Origin of the sequence: Pseudomonas sp. ATCC PTA-122608 (genome assembly GCF_001952855.1) — a bacterium.
Taxonomy (GTDB): domain Bacteria; phylum Pseudomonadota; class Gammaproteobacteria; order Pseudomonadales; family Pseudomonadaceae; genus Aquipseudomonas.
The window spans coordinates 191,086-208,373 of record NZ_LPNO01000052.1 but is presented as its reverse complement, the minus strand read 5'-3'; the positions used below and the strand labels follow the sequence as shown (position 1 = coordinate 208,373).

At 59.3% G+C, this 17,288-nt stretch carries 19 protein-coding genes; all 19 read left to right on the top strand.

Translation table 11 applies throughout. The features are described 5' to 3' along the window. Window positions 1-210: 210 nt before the first annotated feature. Complete coding sequence (iscR, locus tag AU074_RS28620; protein ID WP_003210305.1) at window positions 211-702, top strand: Fe-S cluster assembly transcriptional regulator IscR; 492 nt, start codon at window positions 211-213, stop codon at window positions 700-702. Between the two features lie 50 nt (window positions 703-752). Beyond that, a complete protein-coding gene (locus AU074_RS28615; protein ID WP_076017549.1) occupies window positions 753-1,967 on the top strand; it encodes an IscS subfamily cysteine desulfurase in 1,215 nt (404 codons plus the stop codon). A gap of 102 nt (window positions 1,968-2,069) precedes the next feature. Next, window positions 2,070-2,456 (top strand): Fe-S cluster assembly scaffold IscU, encoded by a 387-nt coding sequence (gene iscU, locus AU074_RS28610; RefSeq protein WP_003209682.1) that lies wholly within the window; start codon window positions 2,070-2,072, stop codon window positions 2,454-2,456. 28 nt (window positions 2,457-2,484) lie between these two features. Beyond that, window positions 2,485-2,808, top strand: a complete 324-nt coding sequence (gene iscA, locus AU074_RS28605) for an iron-sulfur cluster assembly protein IscA (RefSeq protein WP_003209680.1) — start codon at window positions 2,485-2,487, stop codon at window positions 2,806-2,808. 8 nt (window positions 2,809-2,816) lie between these two features. Then, window positions 2,817-3,338, top strand: a complete 522-nt coding sequence (gene hscB, locus AU074_RS28600) for a co-chaperone HscB (RefSeq protein ID WP_008438289.1) — start codon at window positions 2,817-2,819, stop codon at window positions 3,336-3,338. A gap of 51 nt (window positions 3,339-3,389) precedes the next feature. Next, window positions 3,390-5,252 carry a Fe-S protein assembly chaperone HscA gene (gene hscA, locus AU074_RS28595; protein ID WP_076017548.1) on the top strand — a complete coding sequence of 621 codons (1,863 nt, stop codon included), beginning with the start codon at window positions 3,390-3,392 and terminating at the stop codon, window positions 5,250-5,252. Window positions 5,253-5,255: 3 nt separating this feature from the next. Beyond that, window positions 5,256-5,597 carry an ISC system 2Fe-2S type ferredoxin gene (gene fdx, locus AU074_RS28590; protein WP_076017547.1) on the top strand — a complete coding sequence of 114 codons (342 nt, stop codon included), beginning with the start codon at window positions 5,256-5,258 and terminating at the stop codon, window positions 5,595-5,597. Between the two features lie 14 nt (window positions 5,598-5,611). Beyond that, window positions 5,612-5,812, top strand: a complete 201-nt coding sequence (iscX, locus tag AU074_RS28585; RefSeq protein ID WP_076017546.1) for a Fe-S cluster assembly protein IscX — start codon at window positions 5,612-5,614, stop codon at window positions 5,810-5,812. 91 nt (window positions 5,813-5,903) lie between these two features. After that, the gene (gene ndk / locus AU074_RS28580; RefSeq protein ID WP_003175956.1) at window positions 5,904-6,329 is read left to right on the top strand and encodes a nucleoside-diphosphate kinase; all 426 of its coding nucleotides are present in this window, start codon (window positions 5,904-5,906) and stop codon (window positions 6,327-6,329) included. A 30-nt stretch (window positions 6,330-6,359) separates the two neighbouring features. Continuing rightward, the gene (gene rlmN, locus AU074_RS28575) at window positions 6,360-7,508 is read left to right on the top strand and encodes a 23S rRNA (adenine(2503)-C(2))-methyltransferase RlmN (protein ID WP_003209670.1); all 1,149 of its coding nucleotides are present in this window, start codon (window positions 6,360-6,362) and stop codon (window positions 7,506-7,508) included. A gap of 12 nt (window positions 7,509-7,520) precedes the next feature. Next, window positions 7,521-8,279 (top strand): type IV pilus biogenesis/stability protein PilW, encoded by a 759-nt coding sequence (pilW, locus tag AU074_RS28570; protein ID WP_076017545.1) that lies wholly within the window; start codon window positions 7,521-7,523, stop codon window positions 8,277-8,279. Continuing rightward, window positions 8,279-9,268, top strand: a complete 990-nt coding sequence (locus AU074_RS28565) for a RodZ family helix-turn-helix domain-containing protein (protein WP_076017544.1) — start codon at window positions 8,279-8,281, stop codon at window positions 9,266-9,268. Before pilW ends, AU074_RS28565 begins: the two co-directional genes overlap by 1 nt. Before the next feature lie 4 nt (window positions 9,269-9,272). Then, on the top strand, window positions 9,273-10,382 hold the full coding sequence (ispG, locus tag AU074_RS28560) for a flavodoxin-dependent (E)-4-hydroxy-3-methylbut-2-enyl-diphosphate synthase (RefSeq protein WP_017478664.1): 1,110 nt from the start codon (window positions 9,273-9,275) through the stop codon (window positions 10,380-10,382). Between the two features lie 21 nt (window positions 10,383-10,403). Continuing rightward, complete coding sequence (gene hisS / locus AU074_RS28555; protein ID WP_076017543.1) at window positions 10,404-11,693, top strand: histidine--tRNA ligase; 1,290 nt, start codon at window positions 10,404-10,406, stop codon at window positions 11,691-11,693. 40 nt (window positions 11,694-11,733) lie between these two features. Further along, window positions 11,734-12,375, top strand: coding sequence for a tetratricopeptide repeat protein (locus AU074_RS28550; protein ID WP_010176862.1), 642 nt, complete (start codon window positions 11,734-11,736; stop codon window positions 12,373-12,375). Beyond that, window positions 12,368-13,519 (top strand): outer membrane protein assembly factor BamB, encoded by a 1,152-nt coding sequence (gene bamB / locus AU074_RS28545; protein WP_063032991.1) that lies wholly within the window; start codon window positions 12,368-12,370, stop codon window positions 13,517-13,519. Before AU074_RS28550 ends, bamB begins: the two co-directional genes overlap by 8 nt. A gap of 205 nt (window positions 13,520-13,724) precedes the next feature. Then, window positions 13,725-15,194 carry a ribosome biogenesis GTPase Der gene (gene der / locus AU074_RS28535; RefSeq protein WP_076017541.1) on the top strand — a complete coding sequence of 490 codons (1,470 nt, stop codon included), beginning with the start codon at window positions 13,725-13,727 and terminating at the stop codon, window positions 15,192-15,194. A 108-nt stretch (window positions 15,195-15,302) separates the two neighbouring features. After that, on the top strand, window positions 15,303-16,451 hold the full coding sequence (locus tag AU074_RS28530; protein ID WP_076017540.1) for a pyridoxal phosphate-dependent aminotransferase: 1,149 nt from the start codon (window positions 15,303-15,305) through the stop codon (window positions 16,449-16,451). Then, window positions 16,439-17,230, top strand: a complete 792-nt coding sequence (locus AU074_RS28525) for an amidohydrolase (protein ID WP_076017539.1) — start codon at window positions 16,439-16,441, stop codon at window positions 17,228-17,230. Before AU074_RS28530 ends, AU074_RS28525 begins: the two co-directional genes overlap by 13 nt. Window positions 17,231-17,288 lie beyond the last annotated feature (58 nt).

The window sequence follows — 17,288 nt, the reverse complement described above, 5'->3', positions numbered from 1 at the left end:
CGCGAGCAAGCCCGCTCCCACATTTTGACCTCCATTGGTCCCGCATGCCCGGCTTGGCCCTGTTCCCGCTGTTCCATCCCGCCCCATCCTGCTATGATTCGCGCGCCATTTTTGCGGGTAATCCTGACTAAAGTACTAGGTCTTATAGTTGACTTAAATACTCGGGAATCGCATACTTGCTCCCATTCTGAAACACCTTGGTACTTGTCCATGAGACTGACTACAAAAGGCCGATACGCGGTAACCGCCATGCTGGATCTGGCCTTGCACGCGCAAAATGGGCCGGTGTCCCTGGCCGATATCTCCGAGCGCCAAGGCATTTCCCTGTCCTACCTCGAGCAGTTGTTTGCCAAGTTGCGCCGCAGCAATCTGGTTTCCAGCGTTCGTGGTCCAGGCGGCGGCTATCAACTGTCCCGCGACATGCAGGGCATCCAGGTAGCCCAGGTGATCGATGCGGTGAATGAATCCGTCGATGCCACCAAATGCCAGGGCCTGGGTGATTGCCATGCCGGCGACACCTGCCTTACACACCACTTGTGGTGTGACCTGAGCCTGCAGATCCATGAGTTTTTGAGTGGTATCAGCTTGGCTGATCTTGTGACTCGCCGTGAGGTGCAAGAAGTAGCCCAGCGTCAGGACCAGCGCCGTTGCAACACCAAGGCGCCGCGTCTGGACAAGATTGAAGCGTCCGCCGTCGAGTGACAGCCGAAGAGCTAACGGCACGCCAGCCAGCCTGATTTAGGAGAAAGTCCATGAAATTGCCGATTTACCTTGATTACTCAGCGACCACCCCGGTTGATCCGCGTGTCGCGCAAAAGATGAGCGAATGCCTGCTGGTTGACGGAAACTTCGGTAACCCGGCGTCCCGTTCCCACGTTTTCGGCTGGAAAGCTGAAGAAGCAGTGGAAAACGCTCGTCGCCAGGTCGCTGACCTGGTGAATGCCGACCCGCGTGAAATCGTCTGGACCTCCGGTGCCACCGAGTCCGATAACCTGGCAATCAAGGGTGCGGCGCATTTCTACGCGACCAAAGGCAAACACCTGATCACCACCAAGATTGAGCACAAGGCTGTCCTCGACACCATGCGCCAACTGGAGCGTGAAGGTTTCGAGATCACCTACCTCGAGCCAACCACCGACGGTATCGTGACCCCTGCGATGATCGAAGCTGCGATGCGTGAAGACACCATCCTGGTTTCCGTGATCCACGTGAACAACGAAATCGGCACCATCAACGACATCGCCGCCATCGGCGAGCTGACCCGCTCCAAGGGCGTGTTGCTGCACGTCGACGCTGCTCAGTCCACCGGCAAGGTCGATATCGACCTGTCGAAACTGAAAGTCGACCTGATGTCGTTCTCTGCCCACAAGACCTACGGCCCTAAAGGCATTGGCGCGCTGTACGTAAGCCGCAAGCCTCGTGTGCGTATCGAAGCCACCATGCACGGCGGCGGTCACGAGCGTGGCATGCGTTCCGGCACCCTGGCGACCCACCAGATCGTTGGCATCGGCGAAGCGTTCCGTGTGGCCAAGGAAGACATGGCTGCTGAAAACGTGCGCATCAAGGCCTTGAGCGATCGTTTCTACAAGCAGGTCGAGCACCTTGAAGAGCTGTATGTCAACGGCAGCATGACCGCCCGTGTACCGCACAACCTGAATTTGAGCTTCAACTACGTCGAAGGCGAGTCGCTGATCATGGCGCTCAAGGATCTGGCGGTTTCGTCCGGTTCGGCCTGCACCTCGGCTTCCCTTGAGCCGTCCTACGTCCTGCGCGCCCTGGGCCGTAACGACGAACTGGCTCACAGCTCGATCCGCTTTACGTTCGGCCGTTTCACCACCGAAGAAGAAGTCGACTACGCCGCGCAGAAAGTCTGCGAGGCCGTCACCAAGCTGCGTACCTTGTCGCCTCTGTGGGACATGTACAAAGACGGTGTCGATATTTCCAAGATCGAGTGGGCGGCACACTAACTATAGAAGCCGCCACCCAAAAGGCTCTGTAAAGACGTGGCGGAAAACGCAGGCGTGTTTACAGGGTTCCAGAGCGGCCCTGATGAGTGAGGATTCAGTACCATGGCTTACAGCGAAAAGGTCATCGACCACTACGAAAACCCGCGCAACGTCGGCAAGATGAACGCGGAAGACCCTGATGTTGGCACCGGCATGGTCGGCGCTCCGGCGTGCGGCGACGTTATGCGCCTGCAGATCAAGGTCAACGAAGCTGGCGTTATCGAAGACGCCAAGTTCAAGACATACGGTTGCGGTTCGGCCATCGCCTCCAGCTCCCTGGCGACCGAATGGATGAAAGGCAAGACGCTGGATGAGGCTGTGACTATCAGCAACACCCAGTTGGCCGAAGAACTGGCCTTGCCGCCAGTGAAAATCCACTGCTCGGTACTCGCAGAAGACGCTATCAAGGCGGCTGTTCGCGACTACAAGCAGAAGAAAGGCTTGATCTAAGCAATTTGGCGACGAGTAAGGAGTCACGATGGCTATCAGCATGACAGAAGCGGCTGCGCAGCACATTCGCCGCTCCCTGAATGGGCGCGGTAAAGGTGAGGGGATTCGTCTGGGTGTTCGCACCACGGGCTGTTCCGGCCTTGCCTACGTGCTGGAGTTTGTCGACGAGGTGGTCGAGGAAGATCAGGTGTTCGAGAGTCACGGCGAAAAAGTGATTATCGACCCGAAAAGCCTGACTTACCTGGACGGCACCGAACTCGATTTCGTCAAGGAAGGGTTGAACGAAGGCTTCAAGTTCAACAACCCCAACGTACGCGGTGAATGTGGCTGCGGCGAAAGCTTCAACATCTGAGGCTGATCGTGGGTACTCCTTGTCATTTCGCTTTGTTCGAGCTGCAGCCGAGTTTTCGACTGGACCTTGAACAGCTTGCCACGCGCTACCGTGAACTGGCGCGTGGGGTGCATCCGGACCGTTTTGCTGACGCTTCCGAGCGTGAGCAACGCTTGGCGCTGGAGCAATCAGCCAGCCTCAACGAAGCCTATCAGACGCTCAAGAACCCTCCCAAACGCGCGCGCTACCTGCTCGCCATGGGCGGTCGCGAGCTGCCGCTTGAAGTCACGGTCCAGGACCCTGATTTCCTGATGCAGCAGATGCAATGGCGCGAGGAGCTTGAAGAACTGCAGGACGAGGCTGATCTGGCCGGAGTCGCAGTGTTCAAGCGCCGTCTGAAAGTGGCCCAGGATGAACTCAACGAAAGCTTCGCAGCCTGTTGGGATGATGCAGCGCAACGTGAACAGGCCGAACGCCTGATGCGGCGCATGCAGTTCCTCGACAAGCTCACCTACGAAGTGCGCCAGTTAGAAGAGCGCCTCGACGATTAACCCAGTGCCGCCCAGGTTGCACGCCTGATATACAGATAAGTCCTGATTACCATGGCCCTACTGCAGATCGCCGAACCCGGTCAAAGTCCTCAACCGCACCAGCGTCGCCTGGCGGTCGGGATTGACTTGGGCACTACCAATTCGCTGGTCGCTGCATTGCGCAGCGGTCTTTCCGAGCCGCTGCCCGACGCGGATGGCCAAGTCATCCTGCCGTCTGCCGTGCGCTATCACGCTGACCGTACCGAAGTGGGCGAGTCGGCCAAGCTGGCGGCGTCTGCCGACCCGCTGAACACCGTGCTGTCGGTCAAGCGCTTGATGGGTCGTGGTCTTTCCGACGTCAAGCAACTGGGCGACCAACTGCCGTACCGCTTTGTCGGCGGCGAATCCCATATGCCGTTCATCGACACCATCCAGGGCCCGAAAAGCCCGGTGGAAGTGTCGGCCGATATCCTTAAAGTGCTACGCCAGCGTGCGGAAACCACCTTGGGCGGCGAACTGGTGGGTGCGGTGATTACTGTTCCTGCGTATTTCGATGATGCTCAGCGCCAAGCCACCAAGGATGCGGCGAAACTTGCCGGCCTGAACGTGTTGCGCCTGCTCAACGAGCCGACTGCAGCGGCTGTGGCTTACGGCCTGGACCAGCACGCCGAAGGCCTGGTGGCTATTTACGACCTGGGCGGCGGTACCTTTGATATTTCGATTCTGCGCCTGACCGGCGGTGTCTTCGAAGTGTTGGCTACCGGTGGCGACACTGCCCTGGGTGGCGATGACTTCGATCACGCCATTGCTGGCTGGATCATCACCAGCGCGGGCTTGTCTGCCGACCTGGATCCGGGCGCGCAACGTAACCTGCTGCAAACCGCCTGTGCCGCCAAAGAGGCACTGACTGAAGCTGCGTCGGTTGAAGTTTCCTACGGTAGCTGGTCGGCCCAACTGACCCGCGAAGCGTTCGATTCGTTGATCGAGCCGATGGTCGCCCGCAGCCTGAAAGCCTGCCGTCGCGCGGTGCGTGACTCCGGTATTGAGCTGGAAGACGTCGCCGCCGTGGTGATGGTGGGTGGCTCGACCCGTGTGCCACGTGTCCGCGAAGCCGTTGCCGAAGCCTTTGGCCGCCAGCCGCTGACTGAAATCGACCCGGATCAAGTGGTGGCCATTGGTGCTGCGATCCAGGCTGACACCCTCGCTGGTAACAAGCGCGATGGTGGCGAACTGCTTCTGCTCGACGTTATTCCGTTGTCCCTGGGGTTGGAAACCATGGGCGGCTTGATGGAGAAGGTGATTCCACGCAACACCACCATTCCCGTTGCCCGCGCTCAGGACTTCACCACGTACAAAGATGGCCAGACGGCCATGATGATTCATGTGCTTCAAGGCGAGCGTGAGCTGATCAGCGACTGCCGTTCCCTGGCGCGCTTCGAATTGCGCGGCATTCCGGCGATGGTGGCCGGTGCAGCGAAGATTCGCGTGACCTTCCAGGTCGACGCCGACGGCTTGCTCAGCGTTGCCGCTCGCGAATTGGCCTCCGGCGTTGAAGCCAGCATCCAGGTCAAGCCGTCCTACGGCCTGACCGACGGCGAAATCGCCAAGATGCTCAAGGATTCGTTCCAGTACGCCGGTGACGACAAAGTCGCCCGCGTGCTGCGTGAGCAGCAAGTCGACGCCCAGCGCCTGCTCGAAGCCGTGCAGGGCGCCCTTGAAGCTGACGGCGAGCGTCTGCTGGATGCCGAAGAGCGCATGGTTATCGACCTGCAAATGCAGGAACTGGCTGAATTTATGAAAGGCACCGATGGTTACGCCATCGAGCAACAGACCAAGCGCCTGTCGCAAGTGACCGATGCCTTTGCCGCCCGTCGCATGGACCAGACGGTGAAAGCCGCCCTGGCGGGCCGCAACTTGAATGAACTTGAGGATTAACTGATGCCGCAGATCATTTTTCTGCCACACGCCGAGCATTGCCCGGACGGTATGGTTGTGGAGGCTGAGACCGGCAAGTCCATTCTCGAAGTCGCTCACGACCACCACATCGAGATCGAAAGCGCCTGCGGCGGCGTCAACGCCTGTACCACTTGCCATTGCATCATCCGCGAAGGTTTCAATAGCCTCGAAGAGGCTGATGAGCTGGAAGAGGACTATCTTGATAGGGCGTGGGGCCTTGAGCCGACGTCGCGCTTGAGCTGTCAGGCAAAAGTGGGAACAGAAGACCTCACCGTCGAGATTCCGAAATATTCGCTCAACCATGCCGCTGAAGCGCCGCACTGATTCAAGGAAGTGTCATGAGTCTTAAATGGGTTGATGTACAAGAAATCGCTATCCTGCTGGCCGATGGTCACCCGGACGTGAACCCTTATTCGCTGAACTTTGTAGCTTTGCGTGACATGGTCATGGCCTTGCCAGGGTTCGAAGATGACCGGGAACGCGGCGGTGAAAAGGTGCTTGAAGCTATTCAGACTGCCTGGAAAGAAGAGCAGGACTGAAGCCTCCCTTACGCAGTTAGGCAATACCCAAGAACCCGCGTATAATTCGCGGGTTTAATTTTTCGCAAATTACCGTTTCTGGAGTTACACCATGGCTGTTCAACGTACTTTCTCCATCATCAAGCCTGACGCTGTTGCAAAAAACGTCATCGGCGAGATCACCACTCGTTTCGAAAAAGCCGGCCTGAAGGTTGTAGCTTCGAAACTCAAGCAACTGTCCAAAGCTGAAGCTGAAGGCTTCTACGCTGAGCACAGCGCTCGTGGTTTCTTCGGCGACCTGGTTGCCTTCATGATCTCCGGCCCTGTTGTTGTTCAGGTTCTGGAAGGCGAAAACGCTATCGCTCTGAACCGTGAGCTGATGGGCGCTACCAACCCTAAAGAAGCTGCTGCCGGCACCATCCGTGCTGACTTCGCTGAATCGATCGACGCCAACGCCGTTCACGGTTCGGACTCCGAAGCCGCTGCTGCCCGCGAAATCTCCTACTTTTTCGCTGCTACTGAAGTAACCGCTCGCTAAGCATTGGCTTAAAAGAGCGAAGGTGAATCCATGACTACATTGACTGCAAAAACCAACCTGCTGGGTCTGACTCAACAGGAAATGGAAAAATTCTTCGACTCAATCGGGGAGAAGCGTTTTCGTGCCGCTCAGGTAATGAAGTGGATTCACCATCTTGGCGTCGATGATTTCGACGCCATGACGAACGTCAGCAAGGCCCTGCGCGACAAGCTCAAGGCCATTGCCGAAGTTCGCGGCCCCGAAGTGGTCAGCGAAGACATTTCCACCGACGGTACCCGTAAATGGGTGGTGCGCGTGGCGTCCGGCAGCTGCGTCGAGACCGTGTACATTCCCCAGGGCAAGCGCGGCACTCTGTGCGTTTCGTCCCAGGCAGGCTGTGCCCTGGACTGCAGTTTCTGCTCCACCGGCAAGCAAGGTTTCAACAGCAACCTCACCGCCGCCGAAGTCATCGGCCAGGTGTGGATTGCCAATAAATCGTTCGGCAGCATCCCGGCAACCGCCGACCGTGCCATCACCAACGTGGTGATGATGGGCATGGGCGAGCCGCTGCTGAACTTCGACAACGTTGTTGCGGCCATGCATTTGATGATGGACGACCTGGGCTACGGCATTTCCAAGCGCCGTGTGACCCTGTCGACCTCCGGCGTGGTACCGATGATCGATGAGCTGGCCAAGCACATCGACGTCTCCCTGGCGTTGTCGCTGCACGCACCGAATGACGCATTGCGTAACCAATTGGTGCCGATCAACAAGAAGTATCCGCTTAAGATGCTGCTCGAATCTTGCCAGCGTTATATGGCGACCTTGGGTGAGAAACGTGTGTTGACCATCGAGTACACCATGCTCAAGGACATCAACGACAAGGTCGAGCACGCGGTCGAGATGATCGAGTTGCTCAAGAATGTACCGTGCAAGATCAACCTGATTCCGTTTAACCCGTTTCCCCATTCTGGCTACGAGCGGCCGAGCAACAACGCCATCCGCCGTTTCCAGGATCAACTGCACCATGCAGGCTTCAATGTCACCGTACGCACTACACGCGGCGAAGACATCGATGCGGCATGTGGCCAATTGGTAGGACAGGTGCTGGATCGCACCCGTCGCAGCGAACGTTATATTGCCGTGCGTGAACTGAGTGCCGCCGACGATATGCCGCAAAGCGCCGCGACTCGAACCTGAGAGAGGATCTCTATGCCCTTGCGCCTTGCGCTGCTTTTGCTTGTTGCCAGCCTCGCGGCTGGCTGTGTTTCATCGGGCCATGACAGCCCGCTGCAAACCGGCAAGGGCCGTGACGAGGCGCGTGCTGCCTATGTGCAGTTGGGCTTGGGGTACTTGCAGCAAGGAATGGCCGAACGGGCCAAGGTGCCGCTGAAGAAGGCCCTCGAGCTGGATGGCAGCGACGCCGACGCCAATGCTGCGTTGGCCTTGGTGTTCCAGGCCCAGGCCGAGCCTGAATTGGCCGATCAATATTTCCACAAGGCCCTGGCCTCACGTCCTGGCGACCCAAGACTGCTGAATAACTACGGCAGTTTTTTGTTTGCGCAGAAACGTTATGACCAGGCGTCCGAATATTTCCAGCAGGCTGCGGCCGATACCCTTTATCCTGAGCGCTCGCGGGTTTTCGAGAACCTTGGGGTGACCTCAATGCTTCTCGGCCAGCGCGACACCGCCCGCCAGCAACTGGAAAAAGCCCTGCACCTGAACCAGCGCCAGCCACGAGCCTTGCTCGAAATGGCTGAGTTGTCCTTCGAAGACAGGCATTATGTGCCGGCACGTGACTATTACGAGCGTTTTAGCCTGCTGAGCGGGCAAAATGCACGTAGTCTATTGCTCGGTGTGCGCCTGGCGACGGTTCATGAAGAACGCGACAAGGCCGCACGTTTTGGCCAGCAACTCGAACGACTCTATCCCGGTACGCCGGAATATCAGCAATACCTGTCGGAGCAATGATGAAAGCGGCGCACCCGGAAGTTGTAGCAGCTAATCGTGGAAACCCAGGCGAGACCTTGCGTCAGGCCCGCGAAAGCAATGGTTGGTCGCTTGCAGAAGTGGCCCTCAAGCTCAATTTGACCACGACTTCATTGGGCAACCTTGAAGCTGGCGCGTTCGACAAGCTGCCAGGGCATACCTTCGCCCGCGGCTATATCCGCGCCTACGCCAAGTTGCTCGGTATTGACCAGGCCGCATTGGTCCAGCAATTCGACCAGATCACCGGTACCGATTCCCAGGGCAGCAATGTCCATGGCCTGGGCCGCATTGAAGAGCCTGTGCGTGTTTCCCACACCATTTTGCGAATTGTCAGCCTGTTGCTGCTGATCGCCGTGATCGGCGGTGGTTTTGTATGGTGGCAGGACCAGACCTCCCAACGCGGCAAGGACCTGTCCAGCAACGCTATGGAGCACGTCGAAGTCGAAAGCGCCGACGGCACCACCCAGATTCATCCATTGGACGAACCGGAAGACCAGGCCGTGGCCGAGGGCCAGGCGGCACCTGAGGCAGAGCCTGGCGCCGAGCAGCCTGCTCCGGAAGCGGGTACTGCCCCGGCAGTGACCCCGGTGGCCCCGGCCCCGGCTCCTGCCGTTGCCGCCACGCCAACTGCTCCAGCGCACACCCCGGTGGTACCGGCGCAGGCTCCGGCGCCAACCGCTCCGGCTGCCCCGGCGGTTTCCGCGCCAACCACCCCGGCGCTGATCGCCGGTGATGGCCGAGTACAAATTACCTACGTCGCTGACTGCTGGACGCAAGTCTCCGATGGCAACGGCAAGGTGCTGTTCAGTGGTCTGAAGCGTAAGGGAGATACACTTGACCAGGGCGGCAAGCCTCCTTTGACGCTGCGTCTGGGCTATGCCCGTGGCGCGCAAGTGGCCTACAACGGCCAGCCTGTGGACGTGGCGCCGTTCACCAGTGGCGAGACTGCTCGCCTGAAGTTGGGACAATAAAGTCATGCACGGCGAATCTCCAATCAAACGTCGCGTATCGCGCAAGATCTGGGTCGGCTCGGTGCCGGTGGGCGGCGATGCCCCCATCGCAGTACAGAGCATGACCAACAGCGACACCAATGATGTGGCGGCCACTGTCGCCCAGATCAATCGCCTGGAAGCGGCGGGCGTCGACATCGTGCGGGTTTCCGTACCGGACATGGACGCTGCCGAAGCCTTTGGCCGCATCAAGCAACTGGTCAAGGTGCCGCTGGTCGCCGATATCCACTTCGACTACAAGATCGCTTTGCGCGTGGCCGAACTGGGCGTCGATTGCCTGCGGATCAACCCGGGCAACATCGGTCGTGAAGACCGGGTTCGCGCCGTGGTGGATGCCGCCCGTGATCGCGGGATTCCAATCCGCATCGGCGTCAACGCCGGTTCCCTGGAAAAAGACCTGCAAAAGAAATACGGCGAGCCGACGCCGGCCGCCCTGGTCGAGTCCGCGTTGCGCCACGTTGAACACCTTGAGCGCCTGAATTTCCAGGACTTCAAGGTCAGCGTAAAGGCTTCCGACGTGTTCATGGCGGTAGAAGCGTACCGCCTGCTGGCCAAGGAAATCGTCCAGCCACTGCACCTGGGTATCACCGAAGCCGGCGGTTTACGCTCAGGCACAGTGAAATCTGCGGTGGGTCTCGGTATGCTGCTGGCCGACGGGATTGGCGATACTATTCGCATCTCCCTCGCGGCAGACCCGGTAGAGGAAGTGAAAGTCGGTTACGACATTCTCAAATCCCTGCATTTGCGTTCCCGTGGCATCAACTTCATTGCCTGCCCGAGCTGCTCGCGGCAGAACTTCGACGTGGTGAAAACCATGAACGAACTGGAAGTACGCCTCGAAGATCTGCTGGTGCCGCTGGATGTTGCAGTGATTGGTTGCGTGGTCAACGGGCCGGGTGAGGCTAAAGAAGCCCATGTGGGCCTGACCGGCGGTACGCCAAACCTGATTTACATCGACGGCAAGCCGTCGCAGAAACTGACGAATGACAATCTGGTGGATGAGCTGGAACGGCTGATTCGCCAGAAAGCGGCCGAAAAGGTCGCGGCTGACGCAGCGCTGATCGCGCGCGGCTAAGAACGAATTTAAGGATTAGATGTGAGCAAGTCTCTGCAAGCCATTCGTGGCATGAACGACATCCTGCCTGAGCAGACGCCCCTGTGGCGCTACTTCGAGGGCACTGTCGCGCGCCTGCTGGATAACTACGGTTACAAGCAGATCCGCATGCCGATCGTCGAGTTCACCGAGCTGTTCAAGCGCTCCATCGGTGAAGTGACCGACATCGTCGAAAAAGAGATGTACACCTTCGAAGACCGCAACGGCGACTCCCTGACCCTGCGTCCGGAAGGCACTGCCGCGTGCGTGCGTGCAGTGCTCGAGCATGGCCTTACCGGCGGTGGCCAGCCGCAGAAGCTCTGGTACATCGGCCCGATGTTCCGCCACGAGCGTCCGCAGAAAGGCCGTTACCGCCAGTTCCACCAGATTGGCCTCGAAGTGTTCAACCTCGACGGTCCGGACATCGACGCCGAGCTGATCGTGCTGACCTGGCGCCTGTGGGGCATGCTGGGTATTCGCGACGCGGTCAAGCTTGAGCTCAACAGCCTGGGCACCAGCGAATCCAGGGGCCGCTACCGCGAAGCCCTGGTGGAATTCCTGTCGGGCCACCTGGACAAGCTGGACGAAGACAGCCAGCGTCGCCTGAAAACCAACCCGCTGCGGGTACTGGACACCAAGAACGCCGAGACCCAGGCCGTACTCGTGGACGCGCCGAAAATGGCCGACTACCTGGACGACGAGTCCCGCATCCACTTCGAGGGCCTCAAGGCTCGTCTGGATGCAGCCGGTATTCCATACGTCATCAATCCGAAACTGGTGCGTGGCCTCGATTACTACAGCAAGACCGTGTTCGAGTGGGTCACTGACAAGCTCGGCGCCCAGGGCACCGTGTGTGCCGGTGGCCGTTACGACGGCCTGGTCGAGCAGATGGGCGGCAAGCCGACCACTGGTGTTGGTTTCGCCATGGGCATCGAGCGGCTGATCCTGCTGCTGGAAACTCTGGAGCAGGTCCCCGAAGAAATCTCCCGTCAGGTGGACGTGTACTTCTGTGCCTTCGGCGAGGCGGCCGAACTGGCTGCCCTGGCCCTGAGCGAGAAGCTGCGCGACCAACTGCCGAACCTGCGCCTGCAAGTCAATGCCGGCGCCGGCAGCTTCAAAAGCCAGTTCAAGAAAGCCGACAAAAGCGGTGCGTTGTATGCACTGATCCTGGGTGATGATGAATTGGCCCAGCAAGTGGTAAGTTTCAAACCCCTGCGTGGTCAGGGTGAACAACAAAGCATTGCCTTTGATGCGCTTGCAGCGCACCTGGCCACCTGCATCGTGCAGGGTTGAAGCTGTCAAACAGCCGATTTAGCGATTAAGGAGTATTGGGGTGTCGAGTACTGATGATGACCAGCTGGCCGAGTTCAAAGACTGGTGGCAGCGCAACGGCAAGCCCCTGGTCACTGGCGGTTTGCTGGCTTTAGTAGTGGTGTTCGGCTGGCAAGCCTGGCACAAGTATCAGGCTAACCAGTCGCAAGGCGCCTCGATTATCTATCAGCAATTGCTGGAAACCACGCTGACGCCCAACGGCAAGCCTGACCTCGCCCAAGTGGCAGACCTGGCCGGCAAGCTGAAGAGCGAATTTGGCGGTAGCACATACGCGCAATACGGCAGCCTGTTCGTCGCAAAAGTTGCGGTCGACAACGGCAAGCTGGATGACGCAGCCTCCGAGCTGAAAGCCATCACCGACAAGCCGGCCAACCCGACACTGGGTGAAATCGCACGTCAGCGTCTGGCTCAGGTACTCGCGGCACAGAACAAGGCCGACGACGCACTGAAACTGCTCGACGGCGATGCTGACAAGGCATTCCTGGCTACTCGTGAAGAGCTCAAGGGCGACCTGCTGGTCCAATTGGGTCGTACCGACGAAGCCAATGCTGCGTACCAAAAAGCCAAGGCGGCGCTGTCTGATGAAGCGGCGGTCGGTGGCTTACAAATCAAGCTCGACGACTTGGCCAAAGGGGATGCGTGACGTGATCCGTTGGAAACATGCAGCATTGCTGGCTCTGGCCGTTTTGGCCGCGGGTTGCAGCAGCAACAGCAAAAAAGAACTGCCTCCGGCCGAGCTGACCAGCTTCAAGGAAGAAGTGGTCCTGCAAAAGCAATGGAGCCGCTCCATTGGTGACGGTCAGGGCGATCTCTACAACCTGATGGTTCCGGCTATCGACGGTGACACCATCTTCGCTGCTGACTCCACCGGCGTTGTGGTCTCCATGGATCGCATGAACGGCGACGTCAAATGGAAGAAAGATCTCGAACTGCCTGTGTCCGGCGCCGTAGGCGTGGGTTCCGGCATGGTGCTGCTCGGCACGCTGAAAGGCGATGTGGTGGCGCTGGACGAGAGCACCGGTGAAGAGAAATGGCGCGCTCGCGTGACCAGTGAAGTGCTCTCGCCACCGGCTACCAACGGTGACATCGTTGTCGTGCAAACCCAGGATGACCGTGTGATCGGCCTCGACGCCGCCACCGGTAACCAGCGCTGGTTGTACGACAGCACGCCGGCGGTTCTGACCTTGCGCGGTACCAGCGGTCCGGTTGTGACCAGCAACCTCGCACTGGCAGGCCTGTCGACCGGTAAAGTGGTCGCCCTGGACACCCAGAACGGCGTACCGGCCTGGGAAACCCGGGTTGCTATTCCTCAGGGTCGTTCGGAACTGGACCGCGTAGTGGACATCGACGGTGGCTTGCTGCTGTCGGGTGATACCCTTTACGTCGCCACTTACCAGGGCCGTGTTGCGGCGCTGGACGTGCAGAGCGGCCGGATCAACTGGCAGCGTGATGCTTCCAGCTACGCCGGTGTCGCCCAAGGGTTTGGCAGCGTCTACGTAAGCCTGGCGTCTGGCACGGTTGAAAGTGTCGACGAGCGTTCCACCACTGCATTGTGGAGCAACGACTCCCTGGCTCGCCGTCAGTTGTCGGCACCGGAAGTGTTCTCCAGCTACGTAGCGGTAGGCGACTTTGAAGGCTACCTGCACCTGCTGAGCCAGGTGGACGGTCGCTTCGTCGGTCGCGAACGTATCGACAGCGACGGCCTGCGTGCTCGTCCGCTGGTAGTGGGTAACATGCTTTACGTGTATGGCAACAGCGGCAAACTGGAAGCGCTGACCATCAAGTAAGAACTATGCTTGGGGGGCTAACCCTCAGGCAGCTTCACCTGTAGGAGCAAGCTTGCTCGCGAAAATCGTCAACGATAACGCGAGCAGTCTGGATAAACGCGGTGCCTTTGCGTTTTTCGCGAGCAAGCTCGCTCCTACAGTCGAGCACCAGCCGCTGCCTTGCAGCGGCTTTTGTATTTTCTGAAATAACGAAGTGGAGAGCCGCATGGTTCCCGTAATCGCCCTGGTGGGCCGACCTAACGTCGGCAAGTCCACCTTGTTCAACCGCCTGACCAGGACTCGCGACGCTATCGTCGGCGACTTGTCCGGTCTGACCCGTGATCGCCAATACGGTGAGGCAAAGTGGCAAGGGCGCTCCTACATTATTGTCGACACCGGTGGTATCTCCGGTGACGAGCATGGCATGGACGAAAAGATGGCCGAGCAGTCGCTGCTGGCCATTGAAGAAGCCGACGTCGTGTTGTTCCTGGTGGACGCCCGCGCGGGCTACACCGCTGCTGACCAGATGATTGGCGAGCACCTGCGCAAGCGCAACAAGCGTTCCTATCTGGTCGCCAACAAGATCGACAACATCGATCCTGAGGCGGCCCGTGCCGAATTCAGCCCGATGGGCCTGGGTGATGCGATCCCGGTTGCCGGTGCCCATGGTCGCGGCATCACCCAGATGCTGGAAATCGCCCTCAGCACCTTTCCCAAGGATGACGACGAGGAAGAAGAGGGCGAAGAAGAGATCGTTGCCGAAGGCGAGGAAGCCAAGCGCATTCCTGGCCCAAGCGAAAAAGACGGTATCAAGATCGCGATCATCGGCCGTCCGAACGTCGGCAAGTCGACGCTGGTCAACCGTATGCTCGGTGAAGATCGGGTAATCGTCTACGACGAGCCCGGCACCACCCGCGACAGTATCTACATCCCGTTCGAGCGTAACGACGAGAAGTACACGCTGATCGACACCGCCGGTGTGCGCAAGCGCGGCAAGATCCACGAAGAAGTTGAAAAGTTCTCCGTGGTGAAAACCCTGCAGGCGATCAAAGACGCCAACGTGGTGATCTTCGTCATGGACGCCCGCGAAGGCGTGGTAGACCACGACCTGAACTTGCTGGGCTTTGCCCTGGAAGCCGGTCGCGCCTTGGTGATCGCTATCAACAAGTGGGACGGCATGACGCCGAGCGAGCGCGATTTCGTCAAGATCGAGCTGCAGCGTCGCCTGTTCTTCGTCGAGTTTGCCGATATCCACTTTATCTCGGCACTGCACGGTACCGGCGTGGGCAACCTCTACGCTTCGGTGCAGAACTCGTTCAAGTCCGCGGTTACTCGCTGGCCGACCAACCGCCTGACCCAGATTCTGGAAGATGCGGTCAGCGAGCACGCGCCGCCGATGGTCAACAACCGTCGGATCAAGCTGCGTTACGCTCACTTGGGTGGTGCCAACCCGCCGATTATCGTGATCCACGGTAACCAGCTGGAGAAGGTGCCGAAGTCCTACGTGCGTTACCTGGAAAACACCTATCGCCGTGTCTTGAAACTGGTCGGTACGCCGATCCGTATCGAGTTCAAGGGTGGCGAGAACCCGTACGAAGGTAACAAGAACAGCCTCACCGACCGCCAGGTCAACAAAAAGCGCCGGATGATGACGCACCACAAGAAAGCCGACAAAAAGCGCCGCGACAAGCGCTGATCCTGATCGGTTGAAAAAGGGCTCTTTAAGAGCCCTTTTTTGTGCCTGGCGGTTGACCCTTCGCGGCATGCAGCTTAAAACTTGGGGCTCACCGCAAGGGGCGCACCGATGATCACCAGTAAGCTGCCGAATGTCGGCACCACCATCTTCACCACCATGTCGCAACTCGCCGCCGAAACCGGTGCGCTCAACCTGTCCCAAGGCTTTCCCGACTTCAATGGGCCTCAGGGTTTGCTCGATGCGGTGGGCAAGCACATTGCCCTTGGCCATAACCAATACGCGCCCATGACCGGCCTGCCGGTGCTGCGTCAGCAAGTGGCGGCCAAGATCGCCCGCAGCTATGGCGCCACGGTGAATGCCGACAGCGAAGTGACCATCACCCCTGGCGCCACTGAGGCGATCTTCTGCGCGATCCAGGCGGTGATCCGCAGTGGTGATGAGGTGATCGTGTTCGATCCGGCCTACGACAGCTATGAGCCCTCGGTTGAGCTGGCAGGCGGTCGCTGCATACATGTGCAGTTGGGCCTGGATAACTTCTCCCTCGACTTCGAACAGATCAAGGCGGCGCTGTCCCCGCGCACCCGCATGATCATCCTCAACACCCCGCACAACCCTACGGGTGCCCTGATCAGCCGTGCCGAGCTGGACCAGTTGGCCGAGTTGATCCGCGACCGCGACATCTACCTGGTCAGCGACGAGGTCTACGAGCACCTGGTATTCGACGGGGTGCGCCACGTCAGCGTGCTGGCCCACGAAGAGCTGTACCAGCGCGCCTTCGTGGTCAGCTCCTTCGGCAAGACCTACCACGTCACCGGCTGGAAAACCGGCTATGTGGTCGCGCCACCGGCCCTCAGTGCCGAGCTGCGCAAGGTGCATCAATATGTCAACTTTTGCGGCGTGACCCCGTTGCAGTACGCTTTGGCAGACTTCATGGCCGAACACCCGGAACACGTAGAGCAATTGCCGGCTTTCTATCAAGCCAAGCGCGACCTGTTCTGCGACCTGCTGGAACCGTCGCGTTTCAGCTTTACCCGGGTGGCCGGTACTTACTTCCAACTGGTGGATTACTCACAGATTCGCCCGGACCTGGATGACGTCGCCATGTCGCTATGGATGACCCGCGAACATGGCGTGGCGACCATTCCGGTCTCGGTGTTCTACCAGAACCCACCGCAGGGCCAGCGCCTGGTGCGACTGTGCTTTGCCAAACGCGAGGAGACGCTGCGCCAAGCAGCCGAGAAACTATGCGTGATCTGAGTGCACTGCCAAACCTGAACATTGCCCTGGTGCAAACCACCCTGGCCTGGCACGACCGCCAGGCCAACCTGGAGCATTTCGAACTGCTGCTGGACCAGGCTGAGGGCGCCGACCTGATCGTGTTGCCGGAGATGTTCACCACCGGTTTCTCGATGGAATCGGAAACCCTCGCCGAGCCCGAAAACGGCCCCACTCATCAATGGCTGCAGGTCCAGGCGAAGAAGTACAACGCGGTAATCACCGGCAGCGTGATCATCCAGGCCGCCGACGGCAGCCACCGCAATCGCCTGCTGTGGGCGCGCCCGGATGGCGAGGTGCTGCACTACGATAAGCGTCACCTGTTCCGCATGGCCGGTGAGCACGATCACTACACCCCCGGCGAGCGCCAGGTGCAGTTCGAACTCAAGGGCTGGCGGATTCGTCCGTTGATTTGCTACGACCTGCGCTTCCCGGTGTGGAGCCGTGACGCCCGTGACACGGACCTGCTGCTGTACACCGCGAACTGGCCGGGTGCTCGGCGCCAGCACTGGAACCGCTTGTTGCCGGCACGGGCCATTGAAAACCTGTGCTACGTGGCGGCAGTAAATCGGGTTGGCACGGACGGGAAGGGTTTTGCCTACACCGGCGACAGCCAGGTCGTGGACTTCCAGGGAGAAAGCCTGCTGAGCGCAGGGGAGGCGGACGGGGTGTTCCAAGTGTGCCTGGACGCAGCGGAATTGGCGGATTACCGCACACGCTTCCCGGCGAACCTGGATGCGGACAGCTTTGAGTTTGTCTAAAGGACCTCCATCGCCTGGGAGATCGCTATCGCGGGCAAGCCCGGCTCCCACATTTGAT

Bases quoted from the DNA above. Each gene is read 5' to 3' on its own strand.
- AU074_RS28525 (WP_076017539.1), top strand. From the start codon at position 16,439: ATGCGTGATCTGAGTGCACTGCCAAACCTGAACATTGCCCTGGTGCAA.
- AU074_RS28565 (WP_076017544.1), top strand. From the start codon at position 8,279: ATGAAAGCGGCGCACCCGGAAGTTGTAGCAGCTAATCGTGGAAACCCA.
- iscR (WP_003210305.1), top strand. From the start codon at position 211: ATGAGACTGACTACAAAAGGCCGATACGCGGTAACCGCCATGCTGGAT.
- ispG (WP_017478664.1), top strand. From the start codon at position 9,273: ATGCACGGCGAATCTCCAATCAAACGTCGCGTATCGCGCAAGATCTGG.
- iscX (WP_076017546.1), top strand. From the start codon at position 5,612: ATGAGTCTTAAATGGGTTGATGTACAAGAAATCGCTATCCTGCTGGCC.
- AU074_RS28615 (WP_076017549.1), top strand. From the start codon at position 753: ATGAAATTGCCGATTTACCTTGATTACTCAGCGACCACCCCGGTTGAT.
- pilW (WP_076017545.1), top strand. From the start codon at position 7,521: ATGCCCTTGCGCCTTGCGCTGCTTTTGCTTGTTGCCAGCCTCGCGGCT.
- fdx (WP_076017547.1), top strand. From the start codon at position 5,256: ATGCCGCAGATCATTTTTCTGCCACACGCCGAGCATTGCCCGGACGGT.
- iscU (WP_003209682.1), top strand. From the start codon at position 2,070: ATGGCTTACAGCGAAAAGGTCATCGACCACTACGAAAACCCGCGCAAC.
- rlmN (WP_003209670.1), top strand. From the start codon at position 6,360: ATGACTACATTGACTGCAAAAACCAACCTGCTGGGTCTGACTCAACAG.
- AU074_RS28530 (WP_076017540.1), top strand. From the start codon at position 15,303: ATGATCACCAGTAAGCTGCCGAATGTCGGCACCACCATCTTCACCACC.
- iscA (WP_003209680.1), top strand. From the start codon at position 2,485: ATGGCTATCAGCATGACAGAAGCGGCTGCGCAGCACATTCGCCGCTCC.
- bamB (WP_063032991.1), top strand. From the start codon at position 12,368: ATGCGTGACGTGATCCGTTGGAAACATGCAGCATTGCTGGCTCTGGCC.
- der (WP_076017541.1), top strand. From the start codon at position 13,725: ATGGTTCCCGTAATCGCCCTGGTGGGCCGACCTAACGTCGGCAAGTCC.
- hscA (WP_076017548.1), top strand. From the start codon at position 3,390: ATGGCCCTACTGCAGATCGCCGAACCCGGTCAAAGTCCTCAACCGCAC.
- ndk (WP_003175956.1), top strand. From the start codon at position 5,904: ATGGCTGTTCAACGTACTTTCTCCATCATCAAGCCTGACGCTGTTGCA.